Consider the following 26,371-nt stretch of genomic DNA (forward strand, 5'->3'; position numbering starts at 1 on the left):
GTTCAGGTCCGGTAGGCGAGCACCGCGTCGCCCACCGCCGCCTGGACATGCCTGGTCAGGTCGGTCAGCGGCGGCGGCATCGCGGCCAGCACGGCGGCCAGGTAACGGCGGGCCGTGGGCCGTTCGGCCGGGTCGGGGACCACGGCCTCCAGCAGGCCGCACGCGTCGACCAGCGCCGCCATCGCCATGTCGGCCGGCGTCATCTGCCGGCCCTTCACCAGCGCCGTCTGCAACCGGATCGACGGCCAGGTGGCCTTGCCGAAGTCGCGCGAGTAGTAGCGGCTGTGCCTGCGCCGCAGCAGCTTGGGCGGCTCGTGTTCCACCAGGCCGGCGCGGATGAGGCGCTCGGCCACCGAGGTGATGGCGTCCTTGGCCAGGTAGGCCAGCCAGGTCCGCACGTCCGTGTGCTGGGGCGCGTTCCTGATCTCGGCCAGGACGCGATCGGAGAGCAGGTCGGCGGCCTGGTGCCGGGCGGTGGGCCGGAGTTGCGGCCCGCGCAGGGCGAGCCGGTTCTGCAGCACGAGTTCGCCGATCAGCGCCCCGGCCAGCCCGAGCGCGGTGGCCTGCTGGTTCAGCCGCGCCCTGCCCGACCTGGTGGTGTCCCAGGCGATGAGAAAGAAGTCGTCAGCGAGCACGCGCGGCCTCCCGCACGGGGGCGCGCGGAACGTGCGGCGATCGCCGCAGCGAACTCCGGTGTCCCCAGAGAGCAAGGGGCCGAATCGGTGGACTCACTATTCGCCCTTAACGGATAACCGATTTGACAGGGGCCTACAGCGGTGAATTCGATTGCCAGCGCGGGAAAACTTCTATCAAAGATCGCCATTGCTGGGCTACCCCATCTCTCGTGCATTCATAATAAAGACGGTAATAACACAAGATAGTGGCCTATATCTAGTTTTGGGGCATAATGATCCCGGATTCCGGATCGCCGTTCCCGGTCGGCGGGTGAGGCGCGACCGCGCGACCACCAGGGGATCTCCGCATCCGGCACCCGCCCATCGGGCCTGCGGGCAAGGTGTACCGCTGCCGCCCCCGCCATCCCTCCGCGCGTCCTCGCCGCCCGTCGCGCCGCCCCTCCCACCTGCCGAGACGGCCCCGTCCAGCGGACTTCCGCTCAGGTCCGCATCCGGTCACTTTCGCTGCCGGCCATTCCGGCATGCCCCAAATGCCACCGAACGGCCGGGCAAGAGCCTTCATCGCGGGGACCGCCCTGGCCCCGACCGCGCATGAGGCGGTGTCCGGGGCCGGGGTCCGGTGGGCTTGAGAGGTGCGGTGGTCGCTCGGCCTCACGCGTGGACGCGGATGGCCCCGATCTGGCCGGGCAGTGGGGTGAGAAGTGGGGTGAAGGGCCTCAGCGGACCACTTCGGCGAGCTTGGCGAGCTTGTGCACGAGGTCCGGTGTGAGGGACAGATCGAAGATCGTGGCGATGGCCTGGCTCCACCCGTGGATGAAGTACGACCAGCCGTCCTCCACGGTCAGCCCGCGCTCCTCGCGCTGCGCGCGGGCCTGGGCGAGGAATTCCAGCGGGCCCCGGTAGTTGATCTCCCAGACCAGGGCCTGCTCGGGGAACGGCGTACCGGCGGGGAGCGGGGAGCCGGGGCGGTCCTTGCCCATGCCGGTGGCGTTGATCACCAGGCTGCCGGGCGGGGCCTGACGGACCAGGGTCGCCGCGTCCGTCCCAGGGCCCGCCACCTCGTAGCCGAACATCCCGGGCGGCAGGCCGCCCCTGGCGTGCACGCCGCGCAGCCGCTCGATCCGCGCGGGGTCGGAGTCCACGCTCACGATGCGGGGCGGCGGATCGTCGTGGTGGGCCAGCCACCAGGTGATCGCGGTCCCCGCCCCGCCCGCGCCGAGACAGACCACCTCGGCCCCGGTACGGGCGAAATGCCCGCGCGGCAGGAAGTCCACCATCGCCAGTCCCGCCGTGAGCGGGTCCTTGGCATGCCCGGCCAGCAGGTCACCGCGCTTGCTCACCGAGGAGATCTCCCCGCACAGCCGCGCGAAGTCGTCCAGCTCGGCGAACAGGTCGGCGGCGGCCTCCCACACCCGGATCTTGTGCGTGGTGATCAGCGCGCCACGGTACGCAGGGTCGGCGCGCATGCCCTCGACCAGCTCCCGGTAGGCCGAGTCGGGCGCGTCCAGCGGCAGGTCGTGCCCCACCAGCTCGTCGGTCGGCAGCGCCAGCTCGCGCGCCCACAGGGGGAAGACCCTCTGGATGGAGGAGTTCGCCGTGTCCACGCCCACGAACCCCATCCTCGCGGTGTTCCCGCTCACCCCCGCGCCCCCTTCGTCCCCGGTCCCTCTGTCCAACGTAGCTACCTGGTCTGGTGATATGCCACGACGTTATGGGACAAGCAGGTATTAACGGAAGTGTGATCACGGTATAGCGTCGAGGCCCCACAGCCCCCCGTCGAGAGGCGTACACCGTGCGAAATCGGCTACTGGCCATACTCGCGGCCTTATCCGTGGTGCTGCCCGTCGCGCTCACCGTCCAGGCGGCGTCCGCGTCGGCGGCCGGCACCGGCGATGACATCGTGGAAAGGCTCAAGGCCGTCCCCGGGCTGACGGTGGTCTCGGAGGGCCGGCCGGTGCCCGGTCACCGGTACTTCATCCTGAGCTTCACCCAGCCGGCCGACCACAGGAACCCGCGCGGCGCGACCTTCCAGCAGCGGCTCACGCTGCTCCACCGCGCCGAGAACGCCCCCACCGTGCTGTTCACGGGCGGCTACGGTCTCCCGCCGTACCCCGGGGCCAGCCGTACCGAGCCCACCGCGCTGATCGGCGGCAACCAGGTCTCCCTCGAACACCGCTTCTTCACCCCGTCCCGTCCCGAGCCCGCCGACTGGCGGAACCTGACGATCTGGCAGGCGGCCACCGACGAGCACCGCATCGTCCAGGCGCTCAAGCCGATCTACTCCGGCAAGTGGATCCAGACGGGCGCCAGCAAGGGCGGCATGACCTCGGTGTATCACCGCCGCTTCTACCCTCGCGACATCGACGCGGTGGTCGCCTACGTGGCGCCCAACGACCACATCAATCCGGCCGACCGCGCCTATGGCCGGTTCTTCGACACGGTGGGCGAGCCGTCCTGCCGCAAGGCGCTGGAGGAGGTGCAGCGGCAGGCCCTCTCGCGCCGGGACCGCATGGTCGCGTTGCTGGAGGCCGACGCCGCGCGCAACGGCTACACCTTCGCCAAGACCCTGGGCACCGCCGACCGCGCCTTCGAGATGACCGTCCTCGACACGGCGTGGGCCTTCTGGCAGTACCGCACCTCCGCGGCCTGCGCCACCGTGCCCGCCGCCACCGCCACGGACGAGGAACTGTACGCCTGGATCGACGCGGTGACGTCGTTCGGCTTCTACACCGACCAGGGCCAGGAGCGTTACACGCCGTACTACTACCAGGCGGCCACCCAGCTCGGCTGGGCCACCATGAGCTACCGGCACCTGCGCGGGCTGCTGCACTACAAGAACCTCAACCAGCCCAACTCCGTGCTCCCCGCCGAGCTGCGCTCCCGGCACGACCCGTGGCCCATGCTCGACGTGGACCACTGGGTGCGCACCCGCTCGGAGCGGATGATGTTCGTCTACGGCCAGAACGACCCGTGGGGCGCGGAGCGCTTCACGCCCAGCGGCCGCGACTCGGCGCTGTACGTCGCGCCGGGCGCCAACCACGGGGCCAACATCGCCGCCCTCGCCGAGCCCGACCGCGCCGAGGCCACCGCCACCCTCCTACGCTGGGCAGGCGTCCCAGCGGGCCAATCGGCCGACCGCACCCCCGGCCTCCCCCTCGACGACATGCTCCCCTCCCGCCGAATGAAGTAGCCCGCTCCGCCCCGGCCTCCATCCTCCCGGCGGCCGGGGCGGCGCCATCTCGGGTCAGTGGGGGGCTTGGCGGAGGCGCTTGAGGTCGGCGCGGTGTTTCTTGGCCGTGAGGCGGCGTTCGATGGAGGCGCGGCCGGGCTTGGTGGGGCGGCGGCGGGGTGGGGGCGGGGAGATGGCCTCGCGGAGGAGTTGGGCGAGGCGGGCTGCGGCGGCCTCGCGGTTGCGGAGCTGCGAGCGGTGCTCGGAGGCCGCGATGGTGAGGACTCCGCCGGACAGCCGCGGGGCCAGACGGTCCAGTGCGCGGGCCTTCAGGTCCGGCGGGATCGCGGTGGTGGCGGCGAGGTCGAAGCCGAGTTCGACGCGGCTGTCGGTGGTGTTGACGCCCTGGCCTCCTGGCCCGGAGGAGCGGGAGAAGCGCCAGTGCAGCTCGGCCTCGGGGATGACGACCGAGGTGCGTACGACGAGCGGGCCGGGCATGATCCGCCCTCCTTTCTGGGCTTTCGGGGGGTTTGTCGCCATAGAGTTTACCCGCCACCCCCATACGGTGATCAAATGGTTAAGTTCCGTCACTTGTGGGAGCGGACGCGGGTCGTGCATCGTATCCGCTGGCCCGTCGGCCGCTGCTTTCCGCGTTTCGCGGCCGGATCGCCCGCGGCCGGGGCCGGACGGGGATTTCCACGGAGGAAGCGTTGTGACGGCGATCGTAGGCGTGCACGGTATCGGGAAGTACCACTACTACGAGGAAGCCGGAATGTCGGCCGCGGCAGCGGCCGAGGCGCTTCGCGGTAAATGGAACCGATATCTGCACGGCGGCCTGAACGGCCAGGCCGACGACTCCGGCGGGGACTACGTCACCGCCGTGGCCTACTACGCCCACCACCTCGGCGAACCGGGCCGCCCCGGCGCCGTTCCCGCGCGCGGCGGACGGGTGGAGCAGGCCATGGACGCCGAGGCGCAGCGCGTCTTCTTCCACTGGGCGACGCAGCTCGAAGGGATCAAGGAGGCCGCCGGGGAATCGCTCACCGGGGCGCTGCGCCGGGCCACCGAGTGGCTGCTGGAGCGCCTGGAGGAGCGGGCGGTGTCGTTCGCCACCATGTTCTGCCCCGAGGTCGCGGCCTACCTGGAGAGCACCGGGAGCCCGGCCCGCGTCCGGTGCCGTGAGGCGGTCGCCGAGGCGATCCGCACGCACAGCCCCCAGGTGGTCATCGCGCACTCGCTCGGCAGCGTCGTGGCGTACGAGACCCTGCACGCCTACCCCGACCTGAACGTGGACCTGCTGATCACGCTCGGCAGCCCGCTCGGCATGCGCAACGTCGTCTTCGAACGGCTGATGCCCGCTCCCGCCGGAGGGTGGGGCATTCGCCCGCACGGCGTGAAACGCTGGGTGAACATCGCCGACAAGGACGACATCGCGGCCATCCCGCCCGGACTGCGGGGCTGCTTCAACGGAGTCGACCACGACGGGCTCGTCAACCTCGACTGGATCGACTTTCACAGCGTCCGGAGGTATCTCGGATCCGGCGCTTTGAACCCCTTCTTGACTCCGTACCTCTAAACCGATCGGCCACTGTCGGTCATGGCCGCTAGGGTGATTCCCCGTCGTCGTTGAACGAGGGGATTCGGGTGGAAAGCGCCTTTCAGGTAGACCTGCGTGGAGTTGTCGACCTGCTCAGCAGGCACCTCTACTCAAGCCCGCGCGTCTACGTCCGCGAACTACTCCAGAACGCCGTCGACGCCATCACCGCCCGGCGGGTCGACGACCCGGTCGCGCCCGCCCGCGTGGAGCTGACCGTGGACAACGGCGGCGGCCTGCTCAAGGTCCACGACACCGGGATCGGGCTCACCGAGCAGGAGGTCCACACCCTCCTGGCCACCATCGGCCGCTCCTCCAAGCGCGACGAGCTGGGCTTCGCCCGGCACGAGTTCCTCGGCCAGTTCGGCATCGGGCTGCTGTCGGGCTTCCTGGTCGCCGACGAGATCGAGGTTGAGACCCGCTCGGTCACCGGCGGCCACACCGTGCGCTGGACCGGTCTCGCCGACGGCCGCTACCGCGTCGAGCGGGCCGCCGCCGAGCGCGACGAGCCCGGCACCACCGTCACCCTGCGGCCGCGCGCCGACGCCGGCGAATGGGTCTCGGAGCGGACCGTCACCGAGCTGGCCACCCTGTACGGCTCGCTGCTGCCCGTCGAGGTCCGCGTCAACGGCCGCCGGATCAGCGGCGACGGCCCGCCCTGGCAGGCCGCCCACCCCACCCCCGACGCCCGGCGGGCCGCCCTGATCGACCACGGCAGGGAGCTGTTCGGCTTCACCGCCTTCGACGTGGTGGACCTCTCCGTGCCCGAGGCCGGGCTCACCGGAGTGGCGTTCGTCCTGCCCAGCCCGGCCAACCCCACCGTCCGCGCCGCCCACCGGGTCTACCTCAAGCGCATGCTGCTCGCTGAGAGCGCCGAGGGCCTGCTGCCCGAATGGGCGTTCTTCGCCCGGTGCGTGGTGGACGCGGGCGAGCTGCGCCCGACCGCCAGCCGCGAGGCGCTGTACGAGGACGACCTGCTGGAGCACACCCGCACCGCGCTCGGCGCCCGGCTGCGCGAGTGGCTGGTCACGCTGGCCGAGACCGACCCGGCCCGGCTGCGCGGGTTCCTGCGCCTGCACCACCTGGGGGTCAAGGCGCTGGCCCTGCACGACGACGACATGCTGCGCCTGGTGGACCGCTGGCTGGAGTTCGAGACCAGCGACGGCCCGATGACCCTCGCCCAGTTCCGGATGCGCCACCCGCAGGGGCGCTACACCTCGGGCGTGGACGAGTTCCGGCAGCTCTCCGGCGTGGCGGGCGCGCAGGGCGTCGGCCTCATCAACGCCGGATACGTCTACGACGCCGACATCCTTGAGCGGCTGCACCGGATCGACCCCGAGGCCCGCCTGGACCGGCTGGACCCGGCCGAGCTGGCCACCCGGCTCTCGCCGGTCGATCCGGCGACCGAGCTGGCCGCCCGGCCGTTCCTGGTGGCCGCGGCCGGAGCGCTGGACGGGCTCGGCTGCGAGGTCGTGCTGCGCGACTTCGATCCAGCCTCGCTGCCCGCGCTCTACCTGACCAGCCGCGCCGCGCAGCACCAGGCCGAGCTGCGCGAGGCCCGCGAGAACAGCGACGCGCTGTGGGCCGACGTGCTCGGCGCGATCGAGAACGTCGTCGCCACGGACCGCCCGCGGCTCGTGCTCAACCACCGCAACCCGCTGGTCAGGCGGATCGTCGCACTGCCCGACCCGGCGCTGGCCGGGACCGCGGTGGAGGCCCTGTACGGCATGGCGCTGCTGCACGGCCACCACCCGCTGCGCGCGGCCGACACCGCCGCGCTCAACCGATCGTTCCTCGGCCTGCTCGACTGGGCCGTCCTCGGCAGGGAGTAGAGGGAGCAAGGATGTCAGGCGGAGCCGACGAGGTCCACGAACTGATCGAGCGCGCCGGGGGCACGCCGTACGGACAGGCCAAGACCGTGCTGCTGGAGCGGGCGCTCGGGCTGGCCGAGTCGCTGCGCGACCGCGACCTGACCCTGCGGGTGCGGATGGACCTCACCGCCGCCTACCAGCACGGGGCCGAGCCCGCGAAGTCCTTCGCGACCTTCACCCGCTGCCTGGCCGAGTACGACGCCGAGCCGGGCAGGTTCGGCGAGTGGGAGACCCACTACCTGCTCTGGCAGTTCAAGTGGATCACCAGCTCCATGATCCGCTTCCCGGAGGTGCCGCTGCGCCGCGCCCAGGACGCGCTCACCGAGATGGAGAGCAGATATCAGAAGGCGGGCGCCGGGCTGCACGCCGTGTACGCCCAGCGCTGCTACCTGGCCCAGCACCTCGGCGACCAGGAGGCGGCCGACGAGTGGTTCCACCGGTGGCGGACGACGCCGCGCGACCAGCTGTCCGACTGCGAGGGGTGCGACCCGAGCGGCCAGGTCTGGCACCTGGCGTGGCTGGGCCGCGACGAGGAGGCGGTCGAGCTGGCCGCGCCCGTCGTCGCGGGCGAGCTGACCTGCCACGTACAGCCGCAGGGCATCCTGACCCGGCTGCTGGTGCCCTACCTGCGCACCGGGCGGATGCCGGAGGCGGCGGCCGCGCACCGGCGGGCGTACCGGATCGTGGCCGGTGACGCCAACTACGTGGACGACTTCGGCGACCACATCGAGTTCTGCGCGCTGACCGGCAACGAGGCGCGAGGCCTGGAGATCCTGCAGCGCGAGTCGCCGCTGCTGGACCGGGCCGCCAGCCCGCGCGCGGCGATGCGGTTCGCCTCGGCGGCGGGGCTGCTGCTGCGCAGGCTGGAGGAGATCGGGCACGGCGACACGGTGATCCGGCGGCCGGGCGAGGAGACCACCGCGAGCGCGCTGCGCCCGCGGATGGAGGCGGCCGCCCGTGAGCTGGCGGCCAGGTTCGACGCGCGCAACGGCACGGACGAGCAGTCCCTGCGCGTGGAGCAGACCATGGCGTCCGAGCCGCTGGTGGAGCACCTGCCGCTCACCCCGCACGCGCGGCGCGTCCTGCCCTCCGCGCCGGTGCCGCCCACGCTCCCCGAACCGGCAGAGACCACCCCCGACGCCCTGCTCGACCTGGCCGAACGAGCCTGGGACGAGGCCGACTTCCGCGCCGCGGTGATGACCTGGGCGCGGTTCGACGAGCTGTACGCCGAGGCGGCCGACCCCGGGCTCTCGGAGGTCCAGCGGGCCCGCCGGGGCGAGGGGCGCGGCCTCACGGCGGCACAGGACCGGCCGCGCGAGACGATCGACGAGTGGGAGCGGGCCGCGCTGGGATACGCCCGGGCGGGTGAGGAGCTTCGCCGCCAGGCGACGCTGGGCCGCCTGGCGCTGATGCGGGTGACACTGGGCGACGAGGGCGACTGGATCGCCGCGGCCGAGGAGTCCGCCGCGTACCTGGACGCCCACGGCATTCCGGCGCAGCGCACGGCCGCGGCCGTGCGCCTGGCGCAGACCTACCACGAGGCGGGCCGCCCGGACGATGCCGTGCGGCTGCTGGAGAGCACCGCCGAGCGGTGCGAAGAGCCGGGCCGTCCGCTGCTGCGGCTCGCCGAGATCCTGGCCCAGGACCCTGCCGCCCTGGACACCGCCGCCGCGGCCGCGGCCCGCGCCCGCGCCGTCCTGCGCCCGGCAGGCGGCATGCGCCTGGCCAGCGCCTCCCTCCTGCACGCCCGCCTCCTGCGCGAACAGGCCGCCGCACTCCCCACACCCCCCGCCCAGGCGACCGGGCAGGACGGGCCGCTGGAGGCGGTGGCGGAGGCGTACGACGAGGCGCTGTCCGCCGCGCCCCGGGCCGACAGCGGGCTGCGGGCGTTCGTGTACGCGGGCAGGGGCGAGGCGCTGCTGGCGCTGGGGCGTGCCGTGGAGGCCGCCGATGACCTGATCGAGGCCGTGGCCTCGCTCACCGCGATCGGCGCGAACGAGCAGGCCGCCGTGGTGCGGGTCGACCTGTGCCGCGCGTACATGGCCACCGGCCGCCCGCTGGACGCGGCCGAGGCCGCCGAGGAGGCGCTGGCGATGCTGCCGGAGCAGCTCGCCGACGAACGGCTCACCGCCCGGTGGGTCCGGGCCGACGCGCAGCGCGACCTCGCCGAGGCGGGCGACCCGGAGACGGTGCTGGCCGACTATCGCGAAGTCGAGGCCGGGCTGCTGGCCAGAGACCGCCGCGCGGATGCGGTGTCCGTGGCCGAAGCGGCCGGTGACCTGCTGATGCGGCTGTCCAGACACGAGGAGGCGGCCGGCGTGTACGCCAGGGCGGCGGGCCTCGGCGACGGCGACCCGCTGCGCGCCGCCCGGCTGCTGCGCCTCCACGGAACGGCCGTCTACAAGCTCGACCGCGAGGAGGAGGCGATGGAGATCTTCGCCGCGGCCCGCGACGCACTGGCCGGCCTGCCCGCCGACGACCCCGACGCCGTGTGGGAGACCTCCCGGATCGGCTGTGCGGAGGCCGAGGCGCTGGACTGGCTGGGCGTGCCGGACCTGGCCCGGGAACGCTGTAAGGAGGCCATCGCGGGATTCCGCTCGATCGGCGCGCACGAGGCCGCGGACAGGGCCGCTGAGATCTTGGCGTCCATCTACCGCGATCCCGGCGACGACGACGATGACGGGGGGCCGGAGGTCGCCCGATAGCGGCCGGATCGCCGTCTGGCGTTGGCGCGGAGTTCAGGCACCCGGGGTAATCCGCTTGCCTGTGCAACGGTTGTTCACTTCGGTGTGCAGCGCAGGTCACAACGGGGCTAATCGGATCTTCTGCACTTGGAGGGTGGAGCCGAACCCCTCACGCAGAGTGTTCATGACCGCGACCGCCGCCGTGACGGGCGGCCTCGCGATCCCCGGCGCGGTGAGCACGCCCGCGGCGGCCCGCGCACGCGCCCTCTCCGGCGACCCCTTCACGCTCGGTGTCGCCTCCGGCGACCCCGCCAAGGACGGATTCGTGCTGTGGACCCGGCTCGCCCTCGACCCACTGGGCGGCGGCGGCCTCGGCGGGATGCCGGGCCGTGACGTCGAGGTGGCCTGGCAGGTCGCCACCGACGAGCGGTTCTCCAAGGTGGTGCGCACGGGGGCCGAGACCGCCGCCGCGGGCCGGGGGCACAGCGTCCACGTCGAACTGTCCGGGCTGGAGCCCGGCCGGGAGTACTTCTACCGCTTCAGGACCGGCCGCCACCTGTCGCCGGCCGGTCGTACCAGGACCTCCCCGGCGGGGGACACCTCGGCGTTCACCTTCGCCGTGGCCGCGTGCGCGCACTACGAGCACGGCTACTACACCGCCTACCGCCGCCTCGCCGAGCAGGACCCCGACCTGGTGGTCCACCTCGGCGACTACATGTACGAGTACGCGCCGGACGGCTACAAGGCCATCGAGGGCAGGGTCCGCAGGCACACCGAGGGCACCTGCCGCACCCTGGCCGACTACCGGATGCGGCACGCGCAGTACAAGAGCGACCCCGACCTGCAACGCGCGCACGCCGTGGCCCCCTGGCTGGTCGCCTTCGACGACCACGAGCTGGAGAACAACTGGGCGGGCGAGGTGTCGAGCACCGCCGACCCGGTGTTCGCCCGGCGCAAGGCCGCCGCGTTCCGCGCGTACTACGAGAACATGCCGCTGCGCCGCACCAGCGTGACCGGCGGGTCGTCGATCCGCGTCCACCGCCGGGTGGACTGGGGCCGCGCCGCCCGCTTCCACCTGCTGGACACCCGGCAGTTCCGCGACGACCAGGCGTGCGCCGACGGCCTGCGGTCCGGCTGCGACGAACGGCTGGACACCGGCCGTACCCTGCTCGGCGCCGACCAGCGGGACTGGCTGCTGGACGGCCTGCACCGCTCCCCGGCCCGGTGGAACCTGATCGGCCAGCAGATCCTGATGGCCCAGCGCGACTGGCGGCAGGGGCCCGGCCGCGAGGTCAGCATGGACTCCTGGGACGGCTACGCCGCCGAGCGCACCCGGCTGCTCACCGCGCTGCGCGACTCCGGCGCGGCCAATCCGGTCGTGCTCACCGGCGACGCCCACATGCACCACGCGGCCGACCTGCGGATCGACTTCGACGACCCGGACTCGCCCAAGGTCGGCGTGGAACTGGTCACCTCCAGCGTCACCAGCGACGGCGACGGCTACCGCGACCAGGCGCGGGTGGAGGAGATCGTGGCGGAGAACCCGCACATCTCCTACCTGGACCAGCGGCGCGGCTACATCGTCTGCCGCCTGGCGGCAGACGAGCTGCGCGCGGACTTCCGGACCTTGGAGTACGTCTCCCGGCGCGGCGCCCCGGCGAAGACCACGCACACCGTGACCGTGCCCGCGGGCGAGGCCGGGAACGCGGCACTGACCGGGGCGGCCGGGGTCAGCCGGACAGCCAGGACAGGACCACGCTGAGGCCACTCGTCGCGACCAGCGCGACGATCAGCACCAGGATGATGATCCGCTGCTTCGATCCCGACATCATGCCTTCAGCCTAGCGACCGCCCTGCCGTCCCGCGGCCATCGTGTAGCCGTACAGGTCGCGGGAGGTACCGGCGGGCAGTCGCCCGGTCCGGCCGGGGCGCACCCCGGTGACGGCCCCGCTCGCGGACGACTTGAGGCCGCCGCGCACCAGGGTGAGCCGCCCGGTGCCGGGGGAGGCCACGACGAGGTCGTACGGCACGCGCCGGGCGGACGCCGCCCGCACCCTCGCGCCGGTCGGGACGGCGGCCAGCGCCGATCCGAAACCGCCCTTGGGGCCGGGGATCAGCACGTTGCCGATCTTGGTCAGGCCGCCGGAGCGGGTGCCGGCCAGGACCTGGACGGCGTTCTCGCCCGGGACGCCGATCGCCAGCTCGGCGTCCCCGTCGCCGTTGAGGTCGGCGGCGGCGAGCGCCGCGCCGAACCGGTCATAGTAGCGCGGCTTGCCGACCAGGCTGTTCTGCGACCACGACTCCGAACGCGCGGTCCGCAGGCCGGAGGGCGAGCCGTAGACCGTGTGCACGGTCCCGTCTCCGTAGTCCATCGCTCGCTGGTTGCCGGTCAGGCCCTCGCCGGGCACCCCGATCGCGAGGTCGTCGCGGCCGTCGGCGTCGAAGTCGGCGACGGCGAGCGCGGCCCCGAAGCCGTCCCACTTCTCGGCCGCGCCGGTGATGCCGGGGCTGCTCTGGGTGAGCAGGGTCGCGCGCCGCCGCCGCGGGTCCACCACGGTGACCGAGCCCTGGCCGTCCTTGCGCACGGTGTCGCCCGGCGCGCCGACCACCGCCTCCGCCTTGCCGTCGCCGTCGAAGTCGCCGGTGGCCACGGCCGCGCCGAACTGGTCGGTGGGCAGCGCCCGCTGGCCGACCCAGCGGGTCTTCTGGAGGAACAGGTACGGCTTGCGGCCCTTCATCCCGTAGATCCCGGCCGCGCCGCCGGTGCCGTGCCCGGGGGCGCCGATGACGAGTTCGTCGTCGCCGTCGCCGTCCAGGTCACCGGCCGCGAGGGCGGCGCCGAACCGGTCGCCGCCGCGCCTGCCGCCCAGGTCGGTGATGTCGATCTCCGCGCCGGGGCGCAGGCCGCCGGGGGAGCCGTGGTAGATCCGTACGACGCCGTTGCCGTCCGCGCCTGGACGGCGTTCTCCGGCGAACTCCTCCGACGCCCCGACCGCCAGATCGGTGCAGGAGTCGCCGTCGAAGTCGCCGGTGGCGAGCGCGGAGCCGAACGCGTCGCCGAGTTCGGCCTCGCCGGGGCCCTGGGTGAGGTCGGCGGGCCTGCGCATGCCGTACAGGACGCGTACCGACCCCGCCCGCGCCACCCCGCCGACGGTCGCGTACGGCGCGGCCACGGCCAGGTCGGCCCGCCCGTCCCCATCGAAGTCCGATGCCCCCGCCCCGGCCCGGCACGCCGCCACAGCCGCGGACGCTGCAGGTTGGACGCTCAGGGTGGCCGCCGCCGCCACCGCGAGTACCGCGGTCACCGTCACCCTCGCACCCGGCGCCGCCGATCGGACCGAGGCCGGGGGAGCGGCCGGACGCCGCCTGACCGGCCGCTTCTGTGGGGCGGGCGAGGCCGCCCGTACTGCTGCGACTGCCGGAGCGGGGCTCGGGAGGCTCATGCCACGATGGTTTCCGGGAAACCGGACATGCGGCCCACGGCCATGTGAAATCCCCGTTACGGTCCGGGGTCGTGTCATGGCACGGAGCTGACGTGTCAGGATATGACAATGACGACAGCGGTTGCCCCCTCGGCCGATCTGGCCGATCTGGCCTTCTGGCGCAGGCCCCCGGCCGCCCGCCACGAGGCGTTCGCCCGGCTGCGGCAACTGGAGCACCCCGTGTTCTTCGCCGAGCGCCGGGTGCCGCTGCTGCGTTCGGGCGCGGGCTTCTACGCGCTGGTCAGGCACTGCGACGTGGTCGAGGCGTCGCGCAACGCGAAGGTGTTCTCCAGCGAGCCCGCCGTCACCAACCCCGAGCCCCCCGGGTGGGTGAAACACGTCTTCGGCGAGTCCATGGTCAACATGGACGACCCCCGGCATGCCCGGCTGCGGCGGATCGTCTCCCGGGCGTTCAGCCCGAAGATGCTCTCCGGCCTGCAGGGCGACATCGACAAGGCCGCCGCCCGCATCGTGGACGACGTCCTCGCCGAGGGCCCGCGCGACTTCGTCGGCCAGGTCGCCGCCAAGCTACCGATCCACGTCATCTGCGACATGATGGGCATCCCCGGCGAGATGCGGGCCAAGGTCCACGACCACGTGGACGTCTCCACCGCCTACACCGGCGTGCGTCCCAGCCTGCTGCGCTCGGCGAGGATGGCCGGGCGCAACATGTTCGCCCTGCTCGCGCTGCAACGGCTGGTGATCAGGCTGGGCCGGGAGCGCGCCGCCGCGCCCGCGGGCGACCTGGTCTCCGCCCTGGTCACGGCCAACGTCGACGGCGAGCGGCTGACCTGGCGGGAGCTCGGGTCCTTCTTCGCGCTGCTGCTGGTCGCGGGCAACGAGACCGCGCGCAACACCATGGCGCACGGCATCAAGCTGCTCACCGACCACCCCGAGCAGCGCGAGCTGCTGACCACCGACTTCGACGCGCACATCGGCGGGGCCATCGAGGAGATGGTCCGGTACGTCTCCCCGATCATGCAGTTCCGGCGCACCGTCACCCAGGACTACGACCTGCGCGGCCTGCACCTTTCGCCGGGCGACAAGGTGGTGCTCTTCTACGGTTCGGCCAACCGCGACGAGACCGTCTTTCCCGACGCCGGCCGGTTCGACATCACCCGCAAGCCCAACCCGCATGTCGGCTTCGGCGGCCCCGGCCCGCACTTCTGCCTGGGCGCCAACCTGGCCAGGCAGGAGATCAGGACGATGTTCCGCGAGCTGCTGACCCGGCTGCCCGGCCTGCGCGCGGTCGGCGAGCCCGAGCTGCTGCTGTCCAACTTCGACAACAGCGTCAGGTCCCAGGGGTTCGCCTTCTAGCCGCGGGGCGCGACTCGCACTCCTCCTCCAGCGGCGGCGCGTCGATCGCGCAGTGCGTGTGCCGCTCGGGCTCGGGCGCGGCCGGATCGGCCAGCACGTTGCCGCGGATCGCCACGAAGGCGATCAGGGCGGCGGCGGCCATCAGCCCGGCGGAGATCAGCATGGTCGTGTGGAATCCGGCGGTGAACCGGACGGGGTCGGTGTAGGCGGCCCCGGTGAGCCCGGCCAGCGGCGGGAGGGCGGCCACGGCCAGCAGCCCGCCGGTCCGCGCCACCGCGTTGTTGACCCCGCTGGCCACCCCGGCGTACCGCTCCTCGGCCGAGGCCAGCACCGTCGCGGTCAGCGGCGCGACCGTGGCCGACAGCCCGAACCCGAAGATCGTGACGGCGGGCAGCACGTCCCGCAGGTACGACGCCCCCGGCCCGATCGCGCTCATCATCACCAGCGCCCCGGCGCAGACCAGGATGCCCGCGGTCATCGGCGCGCGCGGCCCGATCCGCTTGGCCAGCTCACCCGCGGGCGCGGACAGCAGCAGCATCAGCACGGTGAGCGGCAGCATCGAGGTGCCCGCGGCGACCGGGGAGAACCCCGAGGACACCTGGAGCTGCACCACCAGCAGGAACGTCACCACGCCCAGCGCCGCGTACATCACCAGCGTCACCAGGTTTATCGAGGTGAACACCCGGGAGGCGAAGATCCCGACCGGCACCAGCGCGCGCGGCGAGCGGCGGATCTCCAGCCAGACGAACGCCGCGCCCAGCGCCACGCCCGCCGCCAGCGCGAGCCTGCCCGTGTCCGGCTCGATCAGCCCGTAGGTCACCCCGGCCAGGGCGAGCGCGGCGAGCGCCGCGCCGAGCACGTCGAAGCGGCCGTCGGCGGAGGTGTCGCGGGTCTCGGGCACGTGGCGTACCGCGACCGCGATCACGGCCGCCGCCACCGGCAGGTTGATCAGGAACACCCAGCGCCAGCCGGCCGTCTCCACCAGCCAGCCGCCGAGCAGCGGCCCCACCGCCGCGGCCACGCCGCCGAGCCCCGACCACGCGCCCACCGCCCGCGGCCGGTCGCTCCTGGCGAAGGACGCCTGGATGATCGCCAGCGAACCGGGGGTGAGCAGCGCGCCGCCGACGCCCTGCAAGGCCCGCGCGAACACCAGCACCTCGATGTTCGGGGCGATCCCGCACGCGGCCGAGGCCAGCGCGAACCAGACGACGCCGATCAGGAAGATCTTGCGCCGGCCGAACCGGTCGCCGAGCGAGCCGCCGAGCAGGATGAGCCCGGCGAGGGTGAGGGTGTAGGCGTTGACCGTCCACTGCAGGCCCGCCATGTCGGCCCCGAGCGCCCGCCCGAGCGCGGGCAGCGCCACGTTCACCACCGTGCCGTCGAGCAGCGCCATTCCCGAGGCCAGGACCGTGGTGAACAGCACCCAGCGGCCTGCCGCCGTGCCCAGGCGAAGGTGTCCGTCGCCGGTCTGTCGCTCGCTCATACCGTCATCATCGCCCTTGGGGCATACCTGCATTCCGGACGGGGGTCTGTCCGAAACCCGTGCCCTTCGGGCGTCTGCGGAAAACCGTAACGGCCCCGCAGTGCGATAACCGGAACGTGCAGAGAATGTTCCGCAGGCGGCGGGAGCCGCCCCCGGTGGGCCCCGGCAGCGACGACGCCGACCTGCTGGCGGCCGTGGCCGCCGGGCGGATGGAGGCGCTGCGCGTACTGCACCGCAGGCACGCGCCCTGGCTCCGGGTCCGCCTGTCCCGCCGCTGCGCCGACCCCGATGTGGTCGACGACGCCCTCCAGGACACCTTCGTCGCCATCTGGCGGGGCGCGGCGGCCAGGTACCGCCCGGCCGGGGACGGCCGCGACGCGGCGGCGTGGATCTGGACCATCGCGATCCGCAGGCTGATCTCGCTACTGCGCGGGCGCGGCCACCGCTGGATCGGCACCGGCGAGGAACCCGGCGAGGAACGCACGGCCGTCCAGTCAGCGGAGGACATGGTGCTGCTCGGCGTCGAGCACGGGGACCTCGGCGCGGCCATCGCCCGCCTCTCCCCGGAGCTGCGGGCGGCTTTGCAGGCCACCGTCCTGGACGGGCTCACCACCAGGGAGGCGGCGAGCCTGCTCGGGGTGCCCGAGGGAACCGTCAAGACCCGCGTCCGGCGGGCCAAGGCCCGGCTGAGGGAGGAACTGGCATGACAGGCGCGGACTGGCACGTACCGCCTGATCTGATGGAACGCTATGTCGCCGGACGCCTGGACCCCAAGCAGGTGATGTCGGTCGAGGCCCACGTGGGCGGGTGCGCCCGCTGCCGCGCGGCCGTGCCGTACGACGAGGCGTGGCTGACCGGCGGCTGGGACCGGTTGCTGGACGAGGTGGACCGGCCCCGGCCGCGCCCGGCCGAGCGGCTTTTGTGCCGGTTCGGCGTCCCCGGGCACCTGGCCAGGCTGCTCACCGCCACGCCCGCGCTGGCCAGGGGGTGGCTGACCGCGGTGGCCATCGTGCTGGCGCTGGCGGTCGCCGCGGGCAGGTTCGAGCCCGCGGGTCCCGCGGTGCTGCTGGCGTTCCTGGTGGCGGCCCCGGTGCTGCCGGTCGCGGGGATCGCGCTGGCGTACGGCAGACACGTCGATCCCGTCCACGAGTTGCAGGCGGCCACCCCCATGGCGGGCCCGAGGCTGCTGTTCATCCGGGCAGGCGCGGTGCTGGTCACCGCCGTCGCGATGACCGGCGCGGCGACGCCGCTGCTCCCCGGCACGCCCGGCCAGGCCACGGCCTGGCTGCTGCCCGCGCTGGCGCTGAGCGCCGCCACCCTCCTGCTGTCCGCCCGCCTGGCCCTGCCACTGGCCGCCGGACTGCCCTGCGGCCTCTGGCTCGGGGCGGTGGTCCCGATGGTCCTCGCGGGCGGCGACCGCTTCCTTCCCTTCACCCCCGTGGCGCAGGCCCTGTACGGCGTCGCCGCGGTCCTCTTCGCCTTCGTGTACGCGCGGCGCGGCCGCCTGAGTTCTGAGGAGATCAGTTGGGCACGACAGTGAGCGTACGGGCCCTGACCAAGGAGTACGGCAGGGCCAGGGTGCTCGACGGCATCGACCTGGCCATCGGGCCGGGCGTCACCGGCCTGCTCGGGCCGAACGGCGCGGGCAAGACCACCCTGCTGCGCTGCCTGGCGACCACCCTGGCCCCGGACGGCGGCGAGATCCGGGTGCTCGGCCACGACCCGGCCGACCGCGCGCGGCGCATCGAGATACGCCGCCGCCTGGGGTACCTGCCGCAGGATCCCGGCTACTACCCGCACTTCACCGCGTTCGAGCTGGTGGACTATGTGGCGATCCTGAAGGAGATCACCGACCGGCGGACCCGCTACCGGGAGGTGCGGCGGGTGCTCGCCGAGGTGGACCTCGCCGACCGCTCTCAGACCAAGGTCCGCAAGCTGTCCGGCGGCATGCGCCAGCGCCTGGCCTTCGCCCAGGCGCTGCTCGGCGACCCGGACGTACTGATCCTGGACGAGCCCACGGTCGGGCTCGACCCCGAACAGCGGATGCGCTTTCGCGCCCTGGTGTCCCGGCTGGGCGAGGGCCGGACGGTGCTGCTGTCCACCCACCAGACCGAGGACGTCGCCGCCCTGTGCGAACTGGTCGTGGTCCAGCACCGCGGCCGGGTGATCTTCCAGGGCGCTCCACGGGACATCGCCGCGGCGGCGAAGGGCCAGGTCTGGCTGTCGGAGTCCCCACCTGACGGCGGCAGCCGCCTGTTCTGGCGCACCGCCGACGGCCGCTACCGCTCCCTCGGCGACCCCCCGCCCAACGCGGTCCCCGCCGATCCCACCGTGGAGGACGGATACCTCCTGCTGCTCGGCGAACCTGCGGAGGTGGCGGCGTGAGCGTCATGTCCAGGGCGGGTACGCCCGGCCCGGTCGCTGCCGGCCGGCCCCCGGGTGCGCCGGGAGCCTGCGGTGGCATAAGGGCGCCCGGGGACCTGCTGGTGCCATGGGGGCGTGCGGGGGCGGTCGCATGAGGACCGTGACGCGGGCGGGCGTGCCCGCCGCCGTGGGCGGGCCGGTACGGCCCGGGCGGGTCTTCGCGGCGCTGCTCCGGTTCGAGGCTCTGCACCTGCTGCGCAGCCCGGCGCTGTGGGTGGCGGCGGTCGCCGTACTCGGCCTGCGTGCGTACCAGACGTGGAACTGGCTGCCGGACATGTCGGTGGAGACGGTCGGCACCGTCAGCACCGCGCTTCTCATCTCCGCCACGGTGCTGATCCTCGCCAACCTGGCCGGGACGCGGGACCGCAGGCGCGGGCTGCCCGAGACCCTGAGCGCGCTGCCCTCGCGGGCCCGGCAGCGCACGTCGGCGGTGACCGTGGCCACGGCCGCCGTCGGCGCGACGGTCAGCGGGGCAGTCATGGGCACGCACCTGCTGGCCAGGTCGATCCTGGCGGAGCCCGCCGCGGGCCGGTTCGACGGCTATGAGGTGATCGGCGGAATGGCGGCGACCGCGCTGTTCGCCGTGGTGGGCGTCGCGATCGGGCGCTGGGTGCCCTCGCTGGTCGCCGGGCCGCTGGCACTCGCCGTGCTGGGGTGTCTGTGCATTTTCGGCATCACGCTCTGGCAGGGCGGCTGGCTGGTACCCGTGGTCATGTTCCACAGCCCGGAGCGGGGGCCGCGCCCGTCAGAGGCGCACGCTGTCTACCTGATGGCGATGGTCGTGGTCATCAGCGTTCTCGCCGCCCTGCGGCACGGGGTGCGGGCCGTCCCCGTGGTCGCGGGGACCGTGGGGCTCGCGGTCGCGGTGGGCGCGGGGGCATGGGTGATCCGGGACGCTCCGCCGTCACCGTGGCTGACGAGCCCGCGCACCTACCCGCCCCCTCCCGGCTACGACTACGCCGCCCAGGTGTGCCGCACGGGCGACGCGGTGACCGTGTGCGCCTTCCCCGATTACCAGGCGTGGATTCCGGAATGGTCCAAGGTGGTGGAACCGATCGCCACGGCCGTACCGCCGCAAGCCAGGGACGCGATCCCGCTGATCCGCCAGGAGACGCTGTCCCGCCCGTACTCTGGCGACGACACCAGGCCCACCGTGAATGTCTGGATGACGCTCCCGCGCCGGGGCGCGGCGGAGATCCAGCGGGCATATCTGGCCGGTCTCACCGCGGCGACCGTCACCGGACTGCGTAATGGGAGACCGGGGAAACGGTGGACAGCGGAGGGCAGCTCGGGATGTGGCGCCCGGGGCCAGGCCAGGACCCTGGTCGCGCTATGGCTCGCCGGCCGCTCGGGACCACTTCTCCCTGCGGGAGGAGTGAGGGTGTGGCTCGGCGAAGGCTCGGTGGTGGCGGCCTCACAGCTCGGCGCGGTGCGCTACGGGGCCGCCGAGTTGTCGTACGCGCGGCGGCTGCTCGCCAGGCCCGACGCCAGGCAGCGCATCTGGGCCGCCTGGGACCGGCTCACCGACCCGAAGACGAGCCTGGCGGAGGCGCTGCCCGCACTGGGGTTGCGCGCGGAGTTCCCCATCGCGCGGGCGGAGGGGCAGCCGTGCGCCTGAGACCGCTGCTCCAGGTGGTGAGACCGCTGGTCCGGGCGATCGACTGGCTGCCCGCCGCGCTCGCCGTACCGCTGGGGGTGACCCTCGTCGCGCTGGTGAGCCCCGGCAAGGACATCGACCCGCTGCCCGCCGTGCTCGTGCTGCGCCTGATCGCCCTGCTGATGGCCTCGACCGGTGGGTTCGCCCTGGTGGACGCCATGGCGCAGAGCACCGGCGCGGTGCCGGTGGCCCGCTGGGCGCGGCAGTGGCTGCGGACGCTGATGATCTCCGTCCTGCTGGCCGCCGGCTGGGGGGCCGCCGCCGCGGTGGCCTCGCTGCGCCTGGCGGACGGCCCGCCGCTCCCGGTCGCCGGGCTGGCGGCCGAGGCGGCGATGTGCGCCCTGTGCGGCCTGGCCGGGGCGGCGGTCGCGGTACGGCGCGTCGCGGGCCGGCCCGCCGCGCTGGCCGGGGCCGCGACGATCGGCGCGGCGGCCGTGGCCACGCTGTTCCTTCCCGGCGACCTGTGGCCGTGGCCGCTGCCCGGCGCCGCGAACTGGGAGGCGGTGCATCAGGGCTGGCTGGTGGCCATGGCGGTGCCGCTGGTTGTACTGCTGGCCGCCCACCGTGACCTGCGCGGCGGCCGGGCCGGGCTCAGGTCGCGGCGAGAGCCCGCAGCACGAACCCGCTGATCGTCTCCTCGGCCTGCGCGACGGTCACCTCGCCGCTGAGCAGCGGCAGCCGCTCGGCCCCGATCAGGGCAAGGATCATCCGGGCGGTCTGCCGCGGCGGGCCGGTGCGGAAGTGGCCGGAGGCCGTGCCGCTCTCGATGATGCCGACCAGGATGTCCTGCATCGGCGCCACGTGGTCGGCCAGCCGCTGGTAGGCGTCCGGCCCCAGGGCCGCCGAGAGGTCGGCGGCACCGGGGTGGGGGTGGGCGAGCAGCCCGTCGAGCTGCAGCCGGATGAAGACGCGCAGCCGCTCGGCGGGCGAGGCCCCGGCCGCCAGCTCGCGTTCGTAGCTCTCGATGAAGTAGCCGGTGACCCGCTCGGTGAAGGCCAGCAGCAGGGCCGCCTTGTCCGGGAAGTAGTTGTACAGGGCGGTGCGGGTGATGCCCGCCTCGGCCGCGACGTCGGTCATCGAGATCTCGTCGATGCCCTGCGACCTGGTCAGCCGGGAGACGGCCGCGAGGATGCGATCACGCGTCTGGGCGCGGTGTTCGCCGATCGTGGCGGCCGAGATCCTGGGCATCTGACAATCGTCGCACAGCGCCGGGCGGAACGCCTCAGGCCGCGGGCGCCAGGTGGCCGAGATCCGCCAGCAGCTCGCCGTTGAGCCGGTAGGCCAGCAGGGTCTCCTCGATGATCCGCGCCCGCTCCCCGGCGTCAATGGGCAGGGCGTCCAGCCGGCGGCGGTACTCCTGCTTGAACCGGGGACGGCTGGGGATCTCGTCGAAGATGTAGAAGTCGGCGCCGCCGCCGCGCTCGATGCCGTAGATCCGTTGCAACCTGCTCCGGACGACCTGCCCCCCCGACAGGTCGCCCAGGTAGCGGGTGTAGTGGTGGGCGATGTAGCCGCCCGGCCAGGCCGCGGTCCGCTCGATCCGCGCGACCAGCTCGCGGGTGGCCGGGACCGGCTCGATCAGGTCGCGCCAGCCCGGCCCGCGCAGCGCGGTGAGGTCGCGGGTCAGGGCCTCGGCGCGGTACAGCTCGGGGAAGACGAAGGGGGCCGCGATCGGGTCGGCGGCGAGCGCCCGCGAGACGCCCTCAAGGGCCTGGTAGACGAAGTGGTGCTGGGCGACCATCGCCGCGTACGCCTCGCGGGGCAGCCGCCCGTCGAGCAGGGCGTTGATGTAGGGCAGGCCCGCGACCGCGTCGTGCTCGCCCCACGTGGCCTCGCGCAGTTCCGCATAGAAGGACATCAGGGTGGCTCCTCGATCGTGCGGTCCTTTCCCGACACAGTGTCACAATGATTGCGACGTCACGTCAATATGAATACGACACCGCGTCATGAAAATCGCCGCTGGCGCAGCGCCAATACGGCGGCGGCCAGCGCCGCGGCGAACAACGGCAGCCAGGCCGCCCGCCACAGCAGCCACTGCGCCGAGACCGGCGCGTCCAGCAGCCCGGCCGCCCGCCCGAACGGCAGCAGCGTCACCGTGGTCAGGACCAGCACCGTCTGGTGCCACAGGAAGACCGGCATCGCCGACAGGTTCGCCACCACGACCGCCGCCCACACACGCGGCCGGCGGGCCAGCCGGGTCAGCGGCCAGTGGGCGAGCAGCGCCGCCCCGGCCTGGGCCAGCCCGAAGCACACCCCGGCCAGCGAGGGCGGGCCCAGGTTGGAGATCGCCTCCCCGGTCACGCCCACCATGCTCGCGGGGTAGCCGAACGCGACGACCAGCAGGGCCGTGCCCGCCGTACCGGCCGCGAGCAGCATCACCGCCGTGCCGCGCCGGGCGAGCCCGCCCCCGGCCCAGGCCATCCCGAGCAGATACGGCACCAGCCATCCGGCGGCCAGGTTCGCCCAGCCCGTCCACGCGGGACCCTCCAGGCCGAACCGGATCACGTCCACCGCCAGGACCACGCAGGCCATGCACCCGGCCGCGACGATCGGCCGGACCCGGCCCAGCAGCGGCGTGGCCAGGGTGAGCACGGTGAACACGGCGAGGAACCACAGCGGGCCCAGCGCCGAGAGCGCGAAGGACCGCAGCGTCCCACGTGAGACCCCCGCCGAGGCGAGCGCGAGGGCGAGCACCGCCCAGAACACCGCCAGCGGCAGCACCGGCGCGAGCAGGCGGGCCAGGCGGCGGCGGGCCCACGGCAGGTACCCGTCGCGGGCCGACCGCAGGCCGCGCGCGGCCGAGTACCCGCCGACGAAGAAGAACACCGCGAGCGTCTGCAGCACCCACGACATCGGGGCGAGCGCGGGCATGGCGGTCAGCGGCGAGGCGATCCGCAGGTTCCCGGCCTGGTCGGTGGCCCAGGCGGTGACCAGCCAGTGGCCGAGTACCACGCCCGCGATGGCGAGCGCGCGCAGCGCGTCCACACCCCGGTCGCGGGTGTCCGGCGTGGCGGCGGCGATCCTGCCCGCGAGGGCGGCGATCCGGTCAGCCACGGGTCACCTCGCCGCTACGCCCGAGTGCGATCAGCGTCAGGTTGCGCAGTGGGTCCATGTCGTGGTTGCGGGTGTCGGGGGTGGTGGTCTTTTTCGTGAGGGCGGTGGTGTGGTCAGTCATGGGTGACCTCGGCGGTTCGTCCGAGTGCGATCAGCGTCAGGTTGCGCAGTGAGAGCCCGCCGGGCTTGAAGTAGTCGCTGTGCGCGGCCTGGCCGGTCGCGAAGACCGTGGCGCCGAAACCGGGTGCGGCCGGGTCCGCGCCGAAGCCGAGCGGCCCCAGCCGGAACTTGGGCACGTTCCGCACCCAGTCCGCGCCGCCCAGCCCCGCCCACAGCCGTGTGCCGCCGAGCCCGAGGCCGGCGGCCGAGTCCGCGCCGAGCCCGGGGCTGCCGTACACCACCAGGTCGCTCACCCCGAGGCCGGGCGCGGCCTTCGCGCACAGCACCGAGCCGTAGCTGTGGCACATCAGGACGATCCGGGCCGCCGGGTTGGCGGCACGCACCCCGGCGACCGTGCGCCGCAGTTCCGCCACGCCCGCCTCGGCCGCGTCGTCGGTGAGCACGTCCAGGCTGATCGTCCGCGGGGAGGGGTAGCCCAGCCAGGCGATCGCCGCCAGCCCGCCGTCCGGGGCGAGGGCCCGCGCGCCGGCGAGCAGCGCCCGCGCCCCGCCTCCCGGCGTGCTGTACCACGCCCGCCTGCCGCCGTCGAAGCTGCGGGCGGTGGTGTCCGCGCCCGGCACGATCACCGCGACGTTCCGCGCGGTGCCGGCCGCCTCGCCGTACGCCTTGGTGAGCACGGCGGGCCCGGCCGCCGCCGTGGGGGCGGACACGGGACCGGCGAGCGCCGCCCCCGCGACCGCGGCGGCGGCCAGCACGACATGTTCGCGCCGGAGCATCGGCGCCTCCTGTCCTGTTCCCTGGGGAATGATCAGGACAGGAAGCTATGGACCGGGCCGGGTAATCCGCGTCCCGCGACGGGGTGGACCTCGCGCTACCCCGTGCGGGTGATGCCGTCGCCCCCGGGCCGTACCAGCCCGGTCTCGTAGGCGTGCACGATGGCCTGGGCCCGGTCGCGCAGCGACAGTTTGGCGAGCACCCGCCCGACGTGGGTCTTCACGGTCTGCTCGGAGACCACCAGCTCGGCGGCGATCTCCTGGTTGGAAAGGCCCTGGGCGACCAGGGACAACACCTCGGTCTCCCGCTCGGTCAGGTCGGCGAGGCGCCTGACGGCGGGCGCCCTGGGGCCGCCGAGCCGGGCGAACTCGGCGATCAGCCGTCTGGTCACGGTGGGCGCGAGCAGCGCCTCGCCGGCGGCGACGACGCGCACCGCGTCGGCGAGCTGCTGGGCGGAGGCGTCCTTCAGCAGGAAGCCGCTGGCGCCCGCGCGCAGCGCCGCGTACACGTAGTCGTCGAGGTCGAAGGTGGTCAGGATGAGTACCCTGGACGGCAGCTCGGGGACTGCGCCGATGCGGCGGGTCGCCTCCAGCCCGTCCATGCCCGGCATGCGGACGTCCATCAAGATCACGTCGGGTCGCAGCTCCACCGCGCGGGCGACCGCCTGCGCCCCGTCCGCCGCCTCGCCGACCACCTCGATGTCCGGCTGCGCGCTGAGGAAGACGGTGAACCCGGTGCGCACCATGCCCTGGTCGTCGGCGATCAGGACGCGGATGGCCAATGCTCCTCCTCGATGGGCAGGGTGACCGTCACCGCGAAGCCGCCACCGGTGATGGGACCGGCCTCGAACGTGCCCCCCAGCATTGTCGCGCGCTCGCGCATGCCGATCAGCCCGTGCCCGTCGGCGGAGGGGGGAGCCGCCTGCCTGACGCCGGGGCCGTTCACCACCCGCAGGCGCAGGTCCGGCCCGGTGCGGTGGACGTCCACGACCATCGCGCTGCCGGGGGCGTGCCGCATGCCGTTGCTCAGTGATTCCTGCACGATCCGGTACGCCGACACGCCCACCGCCGCCGGGACGCCCTCGTCCGGGACGTCCAGGGACAGCGAGACGGTGAGCCCGGTCCCGCGTGCGGTGTCGATCAGCTCCTCCAGCCGGTCCAGGCCGGGCTGCGGGGCCGTGTCGATCCTGCCGTCCTCGTCGCGCAGTACGCCGAGGACGCGGCGCATCTCGGCCAGGGCGGTGAGGGACAGCCCGCGGATCTGCCCCAGCCCCTCCTCCAGCCGCCGCGCGTCGCCCGCCGCCTGTATCGGCACCGCCTCGGCCTGGATGGCGATCACCGACATGTGGTGGGCCACCACGTCGTGCAGTTCGCGCGCGATCCGGGAGCGCTCGGCCAGCACCGCGCGGGCCGCGTCGGCCATGTCGGCCCGCCGCTCCTGCACGGCCAGCCGCGAGGCCGTACTGCGCCGCACCCGCGCGCTGTTGCCGAGCATGGCGGCCGTCGCCACCAGCGCTATCACGATCGGCAACGAGGACGGGTCCATGCCCCAGGCGACGATCGCCGACACCACGCCGATGCCGATGGTGGTCGTCCGGTCGGTGCGCGCCGCCGCCGTGTAGACGCACGCGAGGTAGGTGAGGGTGGTGACCAGCGTGTAGGGCGGGTTGCCGTAGACCGGCCTGATCAGGTGGGCGGCGAACGGCAGGGCCACCACCATCGCCCGCCAGGCCAGCAGTGGCCGGCTGCGGCGCAGCGCGAGCGGCAGCGACCAGACCGACGCCACGAAGAGGGAGGCGAGCGGATCGATGTAGGCGCCATAGGTGCCCGGTTGGTTGATCGTGAACCGGCTGAGGGTCCGGATGTGCTCCACGGACAGCCAGAACAGCAGCAGGACCAGCACCTGCTCGGCGGCGATGGCGAGCCGGACGGTCTCGCGCGGCAGGAACCGCCGCAGGGAGTCCGGCATCCGCTGGACCAGGCGGTCCAGGAGGGGTGAGGCGGGAGGCGGCGGGTCGGCGACGGCGGTGAACATGGCCACCTTGACGGGGGCCGTCAGCCGGGAGAGCCGCTTTTTGGCCGATCGGATCCGCCTGAGCACGCGACCA

General features: G+C 73.5%; 23 protein-coding genes. 11 read left to right on the forward strand and 12 right to left on the reverse strand.

The window, feature by feature from the left end:
- Positions 1-2 precede the first annotated feature (2 nt).
- Both DP939_RS14940 and DP939_RS14945 read right to left on the reverse strand, forming a co-directional pair.
- A complete protein-coding gene (locus tag DP939_RS14940) occupies positions 3-635 on the reverse strand; it encodes a GOLPH3/VPS74 family protein (RefSeq protein WP_158578581.1) in 633 nt (210 codons plus the stop codon).
- 716 nt (positions 636-1,351) lie between these two features.
- Positions 1,352-2,275 carry a shikimate dehydrogenase family protein gene (locus DP939_RS14945; RefSeq protein WP_199565177.1) on the reverse strand — a complete coding sequence of 308 codons (924 nt, stop codon included), beginning with the start codon at positions 2,273-2,275 and terminating at the stop codon, positions 1,352-1,354.
- A 152-nt stretch (positions 2,276-2,427) separates the two neighbouring features.
- On the opposite strand from DP939_RS14945, the gene DP939_RS14950 reads away from it, so the two are divergent.
- A complete protein-coding gene (locus tag DP939_RS14950) occupies positions 2,428-3,825 on the forward strand; it encodes a S28 family serine protease (protein ID WP_113981295.1) in 1,398 nt (465 codons plus the stop codon).
- 54 nt (positions 3,826-3,879) lie between these two features.
- Here DP939_RS14950 and arfB read toward each other — a convergent pair whose 3' ends face one another.
- The gene (gene arfB, locus DP939_RS14955) at positions 3,880-4,302 is read right to left on the reverse strand and encodes an alternative ribosome rescue aminoacyl-tRNA hydrolase ArfB (protein ID WP_113981296.1); all 423 of its coding nucleotides are present in this window, start codon (positions 4,300-4,302) and stop codon (positions 3,880-3,882) included.
- A 214-nt stretch (positions 4,303-4,516) separates the two neighbouring features.
- On the opposite strand from arfB, the gene DP939_RS14960 reads away from it, so the two are divergent.
- From DP939_RS14960 to DP939_RS14975, 4 genes are all read left to right on the forward strand, one after another.
- Positions 4,517-5,380, forward strand: coding sequence for a hypothetical protein (locus DP939_RS14960; RefSeq protein ID WP_113981297.1), 864 nt, complete (start codon positions 4,517-4,519; stop codon positions 5,378-5,380).
- 68 nt (positions 5,381-5,448) lie between these two features.
- Complete coding sequence (locus DP939_RS14965; protein WP_113981298.1) at positions 5,449-7,230, forward strand: HSP90 family protein; 1,782 nt, start codon at positions 5,449-5,451, stop codon at positions 7,228-7,230.
- Positions 7,231-7,241: 11 nt separating this feature from the next.
- The gene (locus DP939_RS14970; protein WP_113981299.1) at positions 7,242-9,974 is read left to right on the forward strand and encodes a hypothetical protein; all 2,733 of its coding nucleotides are present in this window, start codon (positions 7,242-7,244) and stop codon (positions 9,972-9,974) included.
- 163 nt (positions 9,975-10,137) lie between these two features.
- Positions 10,138-11,715 (forward strand): alkaline phosphatase D family protein, encoded by a 1,578-nt coding sequence (locus tag DP939_RS14975; RefSeq protein ID WP_113981525.1) that lies wholly within the window; start codon positions 10,138-10,140, stop codon positions 11,713-11,715.
- A gap of 79 nt (positions 11,716-11,794) precedes the next feature.
- On the opposite strand, the gene DP939_RS14980 is transcribed toward DP939_RS14975, so the two are convergent.
- Complete coding sequence (locus tag DP939_RS14980; RefSeq protein WP_225878257.1) at positions 11,795-13,264, reverse strand: FG-GAP repeat protein; 1,470 nt, start codon at positions 13,262-13,264, stop codon at positions 11,795-11,797.
- A 234-nt stretch (positions 13,265-13,498) separates the two neighbouring features.
- Here DP939_RS14980 and DP939_RS14985 point away from each other — a divergent pair, with 234 nt between their 5' ends.
- Complete coding sequence (locus DP939_RS14985; protein ID WP_113981301.1) at positions 13,499-14,752, forward strand: cytochrome P450; 1,254 nt, start codon at positions 13,499-13,501, stop codon at positions 14,750-14,752.
- Here the strand turns inward: DP939_RS14985 and DP939_RS14990 are convergent.
- The gene (locus tag DP939_RS14990; RefSeq protein ID WP_113981302.1) at positions 14,727-16,235 is read right to left on the reverse strand and encodes an MFS transporter; all 1,509 of its coding nucleotides are present in this window, start codon (positions 16,233-16,235) and stop codon (positions 14,727-14,729) included. The two genes, DP939_RS14985 and DP939_RS14990, sit on opposite strands and share 26 nt — an antisense overlap.
- Before the next feature lie 125 nt (positions 16,236-16,360).
- On the opposite strand from DP939_RS14990, the gene DP939_RS14995 reads away from it, so the two are divergent.
- The 5 genes from DP939_RS14995 to DP939_RS15015 all read left to right on the forward strand — a co-directional run bounded on the left by DP939_RS14995 (position 16,361) and on the right by DP939_RS15015 (position 20,945).
- Positions 16,361-16,942 carry an RNA polymerase sigma factor gene (locus DP939_RS14995; RefSeq protein ID WP_113981303.1) on the forward strand — a complete coding sequence of 194 codons (582 nt, stop codon included), beginning with the start codon at positions 16,361-16,363 and terminating at the stop codon, positions 16,940-16,942.
- Positions 16,939-17,775, forward strand: coding sequence for a zf-HC2 domain-containing protein (locus DP939_RS15000; RefSeq protein ID WP_113981304.1), 837 nt, complete (start codon positions 16,939-16,941; stop codon positions 17,773-17,775). The genes DP939_RS14995 and DP939_RS15000 overlap by 4 nt, the downstream gene beginning before the upstream one ends.
- Positions 17,760-18,620 carry an ATP-binding cassette domain-containing protein gene (locus DP939_RS15005; protein WP_113981305.1) on the forward strand — a complete coding sequence of 287 codons (861 nt, stop codon included), beginning with the start codon at positions 17,760-17,762 and terminating at the stop codon, positions 18,618-18,620. Before DP939_RS15000 ends, DP939_RS15005 begins: the two co-directional genes overlap by 16 nt.
- A gap of 130 nt (positions 18,621-18,750) precedes the next feature.
- On the forward strand, positions 18,751-20,277 hold the full coding sequence (locus tag DP939_RS15010) for a hypothetical protein (RefSeq protein ID WP_113981306.1): 1,527 nt from the start codon (positions 18,751-18,753) through the stop codon (positions 20,275-20,277).
- Positions 20,268-20,945, forward strand: a complete 678-nt coding sequence (locus DP939_RS15015) for a hypothetical protein (RefSeq protein WP_113981307.1) — start codon at positions 20,268-20,270, stop codon at positions 20,943-20,945. Before DP939_RS15010 ends, DP939_RS15015 begins: the two co-directional genes overlap by 10 nt.
- Here DP939_RS15015 and DP939_RS15020 read toward each other — a convergent pair.
- The 7 genes from DP939_RS15020 to DP939_RS15045 all read right to left on the reverse strand — a co-directional run bounded on the left by DP939_RS15020 (position 20,908) and on the right by DP939_RS15045 (position 26,364).
- Positions 20,908-21,504 carry a TetR/AcrR family transcriptional regulator gene (locus DP939_RS15020; protein ID WP_113981308.1) on the reverse strand — a complete coding sequence of 199 codons (597 nt, stop codon included), beginning with the start codon at positions 21,502-21,504 and terminating at the stop codon, positions 20,908-20,910. The two genes, DP939_RS15015 and DP939_RS15020, sit on opposite strands and share 38 nt — an antisense overlap.
- 34 nt (positions 21,505-21,538) lie before the next feature.
- On the reverse strand, positions 21,539-22,174 hold the full coding sequence (locus tag DP939_RS15025; protein WP_113981309.1) for a biliverdin-producing heme oxygenase: 636 nt from the start codon (positions 22,172-22,174) through the stop codon (positions 21,539-21,541).
- 86 nt (positions 22,175-22,260) lie between these two features.
- Positions 22,261-23,370 carry an acyltransferase family protein gene (locus tag DP939_RS15030; RefSeq protein ID WP_225878258.1) on the reverse strand — a complete coding sequence of 370 codons (1,110 nt, stop codon included), beginning with the start codon at positions 23,368-23,370 and terminating at the stop codon, positions 22,261-22,263.
- On the reverse strand, positions 23,363-23,491 hold the full coding sequence (locus tag DP939_RS48680; RefSeq protein WP_263972317.1) for a hypothetical protein: 129 nt from the start codon (positions 23,489-23,491) through the stop codon (positions 23,363-23,365). The genes DP939_RS15030 and DP939_RS48680 overlap by 8 nt, the downstream gene beginning before the upstream one ends.
- Positions 23,484-24,266, reverse strand: coding sequence for an alpha/beta hydrolase (locus DP939_RS15035; RefSeq protein ID WP_113981310.1), 783 nt, complete (start codon positions 24,264-24,266; stop codon positions 23,484-23,486). The genes DP939_RS48680 and DP939_RS15035 overlap by 8 nt, the downstream gene beginning before the upstream one ends.
- Before the next feature lie 95 nt (positions 24,267-24,361).
- The gene (locus DP939_RS15040) at positions 24,362-25,009 is read right to left on the reverse strand and encodes a response regulator (protein WP_263972325.1); all 648 of its coding nucleotides are present in this window, start codon (positions 25,007-25,009) and stop codon (positions 24,362-24,364) included.
- Between the two features lie 17 nt (positions 25,010-25,026).
- Positions 25,027-26,364, reverse strand: coding sequence for a sensor histidine kinase (locus DP939_RS15045; RefSeq protein ID WP_225878259.1), 1,338 nt, complete (start codon positions 26,362-26,364; stop codon positions 25,027-25,029).
- Positions 26,365-26,371 lie beyond the last annotated feature (7 nt).

It is taken from the genome of Spongiactinospora rosea (genome assembly GCF_003315795.1).
GTDB classification, from domain to species: domain Bacteria; phylum Actinomycetota; class Actinomycetes; order Streptosporangiales; family Streptosporangiaceae; genus Spongiactinospora; species Spongiactinospora rosea.

Coding starts and splice junctions, on each gene's coding strand:
- DP939_RS14995 (WP_113981303.1), top strand. CDS start 16,361: ATGTTCCGCAGGCGGCGGGAGCCGCCCCCGGTGGGCCCCGGCAGCGAC.
- DP939_RS15035 (WP_113981310.1), bottom strand. CDS start 24,266: ATGCTCCGGCGCGAACATGTCGTGCTGGCCGCCGCCGCGGTCGCGGGG.
- DP939_RS14970 (WP_113981299.1), top strand. CDS start 7,242: ATGTCAGGCGGAGCCGACGAGGTCCACGAACTGATCGAGCGCGCCGGG.
- DP939_RS15020 (WP_113981308.1), bottom strand. CDS start 21,504: ATGCCCAGGATCTCGGCCGCCACGATCGGCGAACACCGCGCCCAGACG.
- DP939_RS14985 (WP_113981301.1), top strand. CDS start 13,499: ATGACAATGACGACAGCGGTTGCCCCCTCGGCCGATCTGGCCGATCTG.
- DP939_RS14990 (WP_113981302.1), bottom strand. CDS start 16,235: ATGAGCGAGCGACAGACCGGCGACGGACACCTTCGCCTGGGCACGGCG.
- arfB (WP_113981296.1), bottom strand. CDS start 4,302: ATGCCCGGCCCGCTCGTCGTACGCACCTCGGTCGTCATCCCCGAGGCC.
- DP939_RS48680 (WP_263972317.1), bottom strand. CDS start 23,491: ATGACTGACCACACCACCGCCCTCACGAAAAAGACCACCACCCCCGAC.
- DP939_RS14975 (WP_113981525.1), top strand. CDS start 10,138: ATGACCGCGACCGCCGCCGTGACGGGCGGCCTCGCGATCCCCGGCGCG.
- DP939_RS15000 (WP_113981304.1), top strand. CDS start 16,939: ATGACAGGCGCGGACTGGCACGTACCGCCTGATCTGATGGAACGCTAT.
- DP939_RS15040 (WP_263972325.1), bottom strand. CDS start 25,009: ATGGTGCGCACCGGGTTCACCGTCTTCCTCAGCGCGCAGCCGGACATC.
- DP939_RS15010 (WP_113981306.1), top strand. CDS start 18,751: ATGAGGACCGTGACGCGGGCGGGCGTGCCCGCCGCCGTGGGCGGGCCG.
- DP939_RS15025 (WP_113981309.1), bottom strand. CDS start 22,174: ATGTCCTTCTATGCGGAACTGCGCGAGGCCACGTGGGGCGAGCACGAC.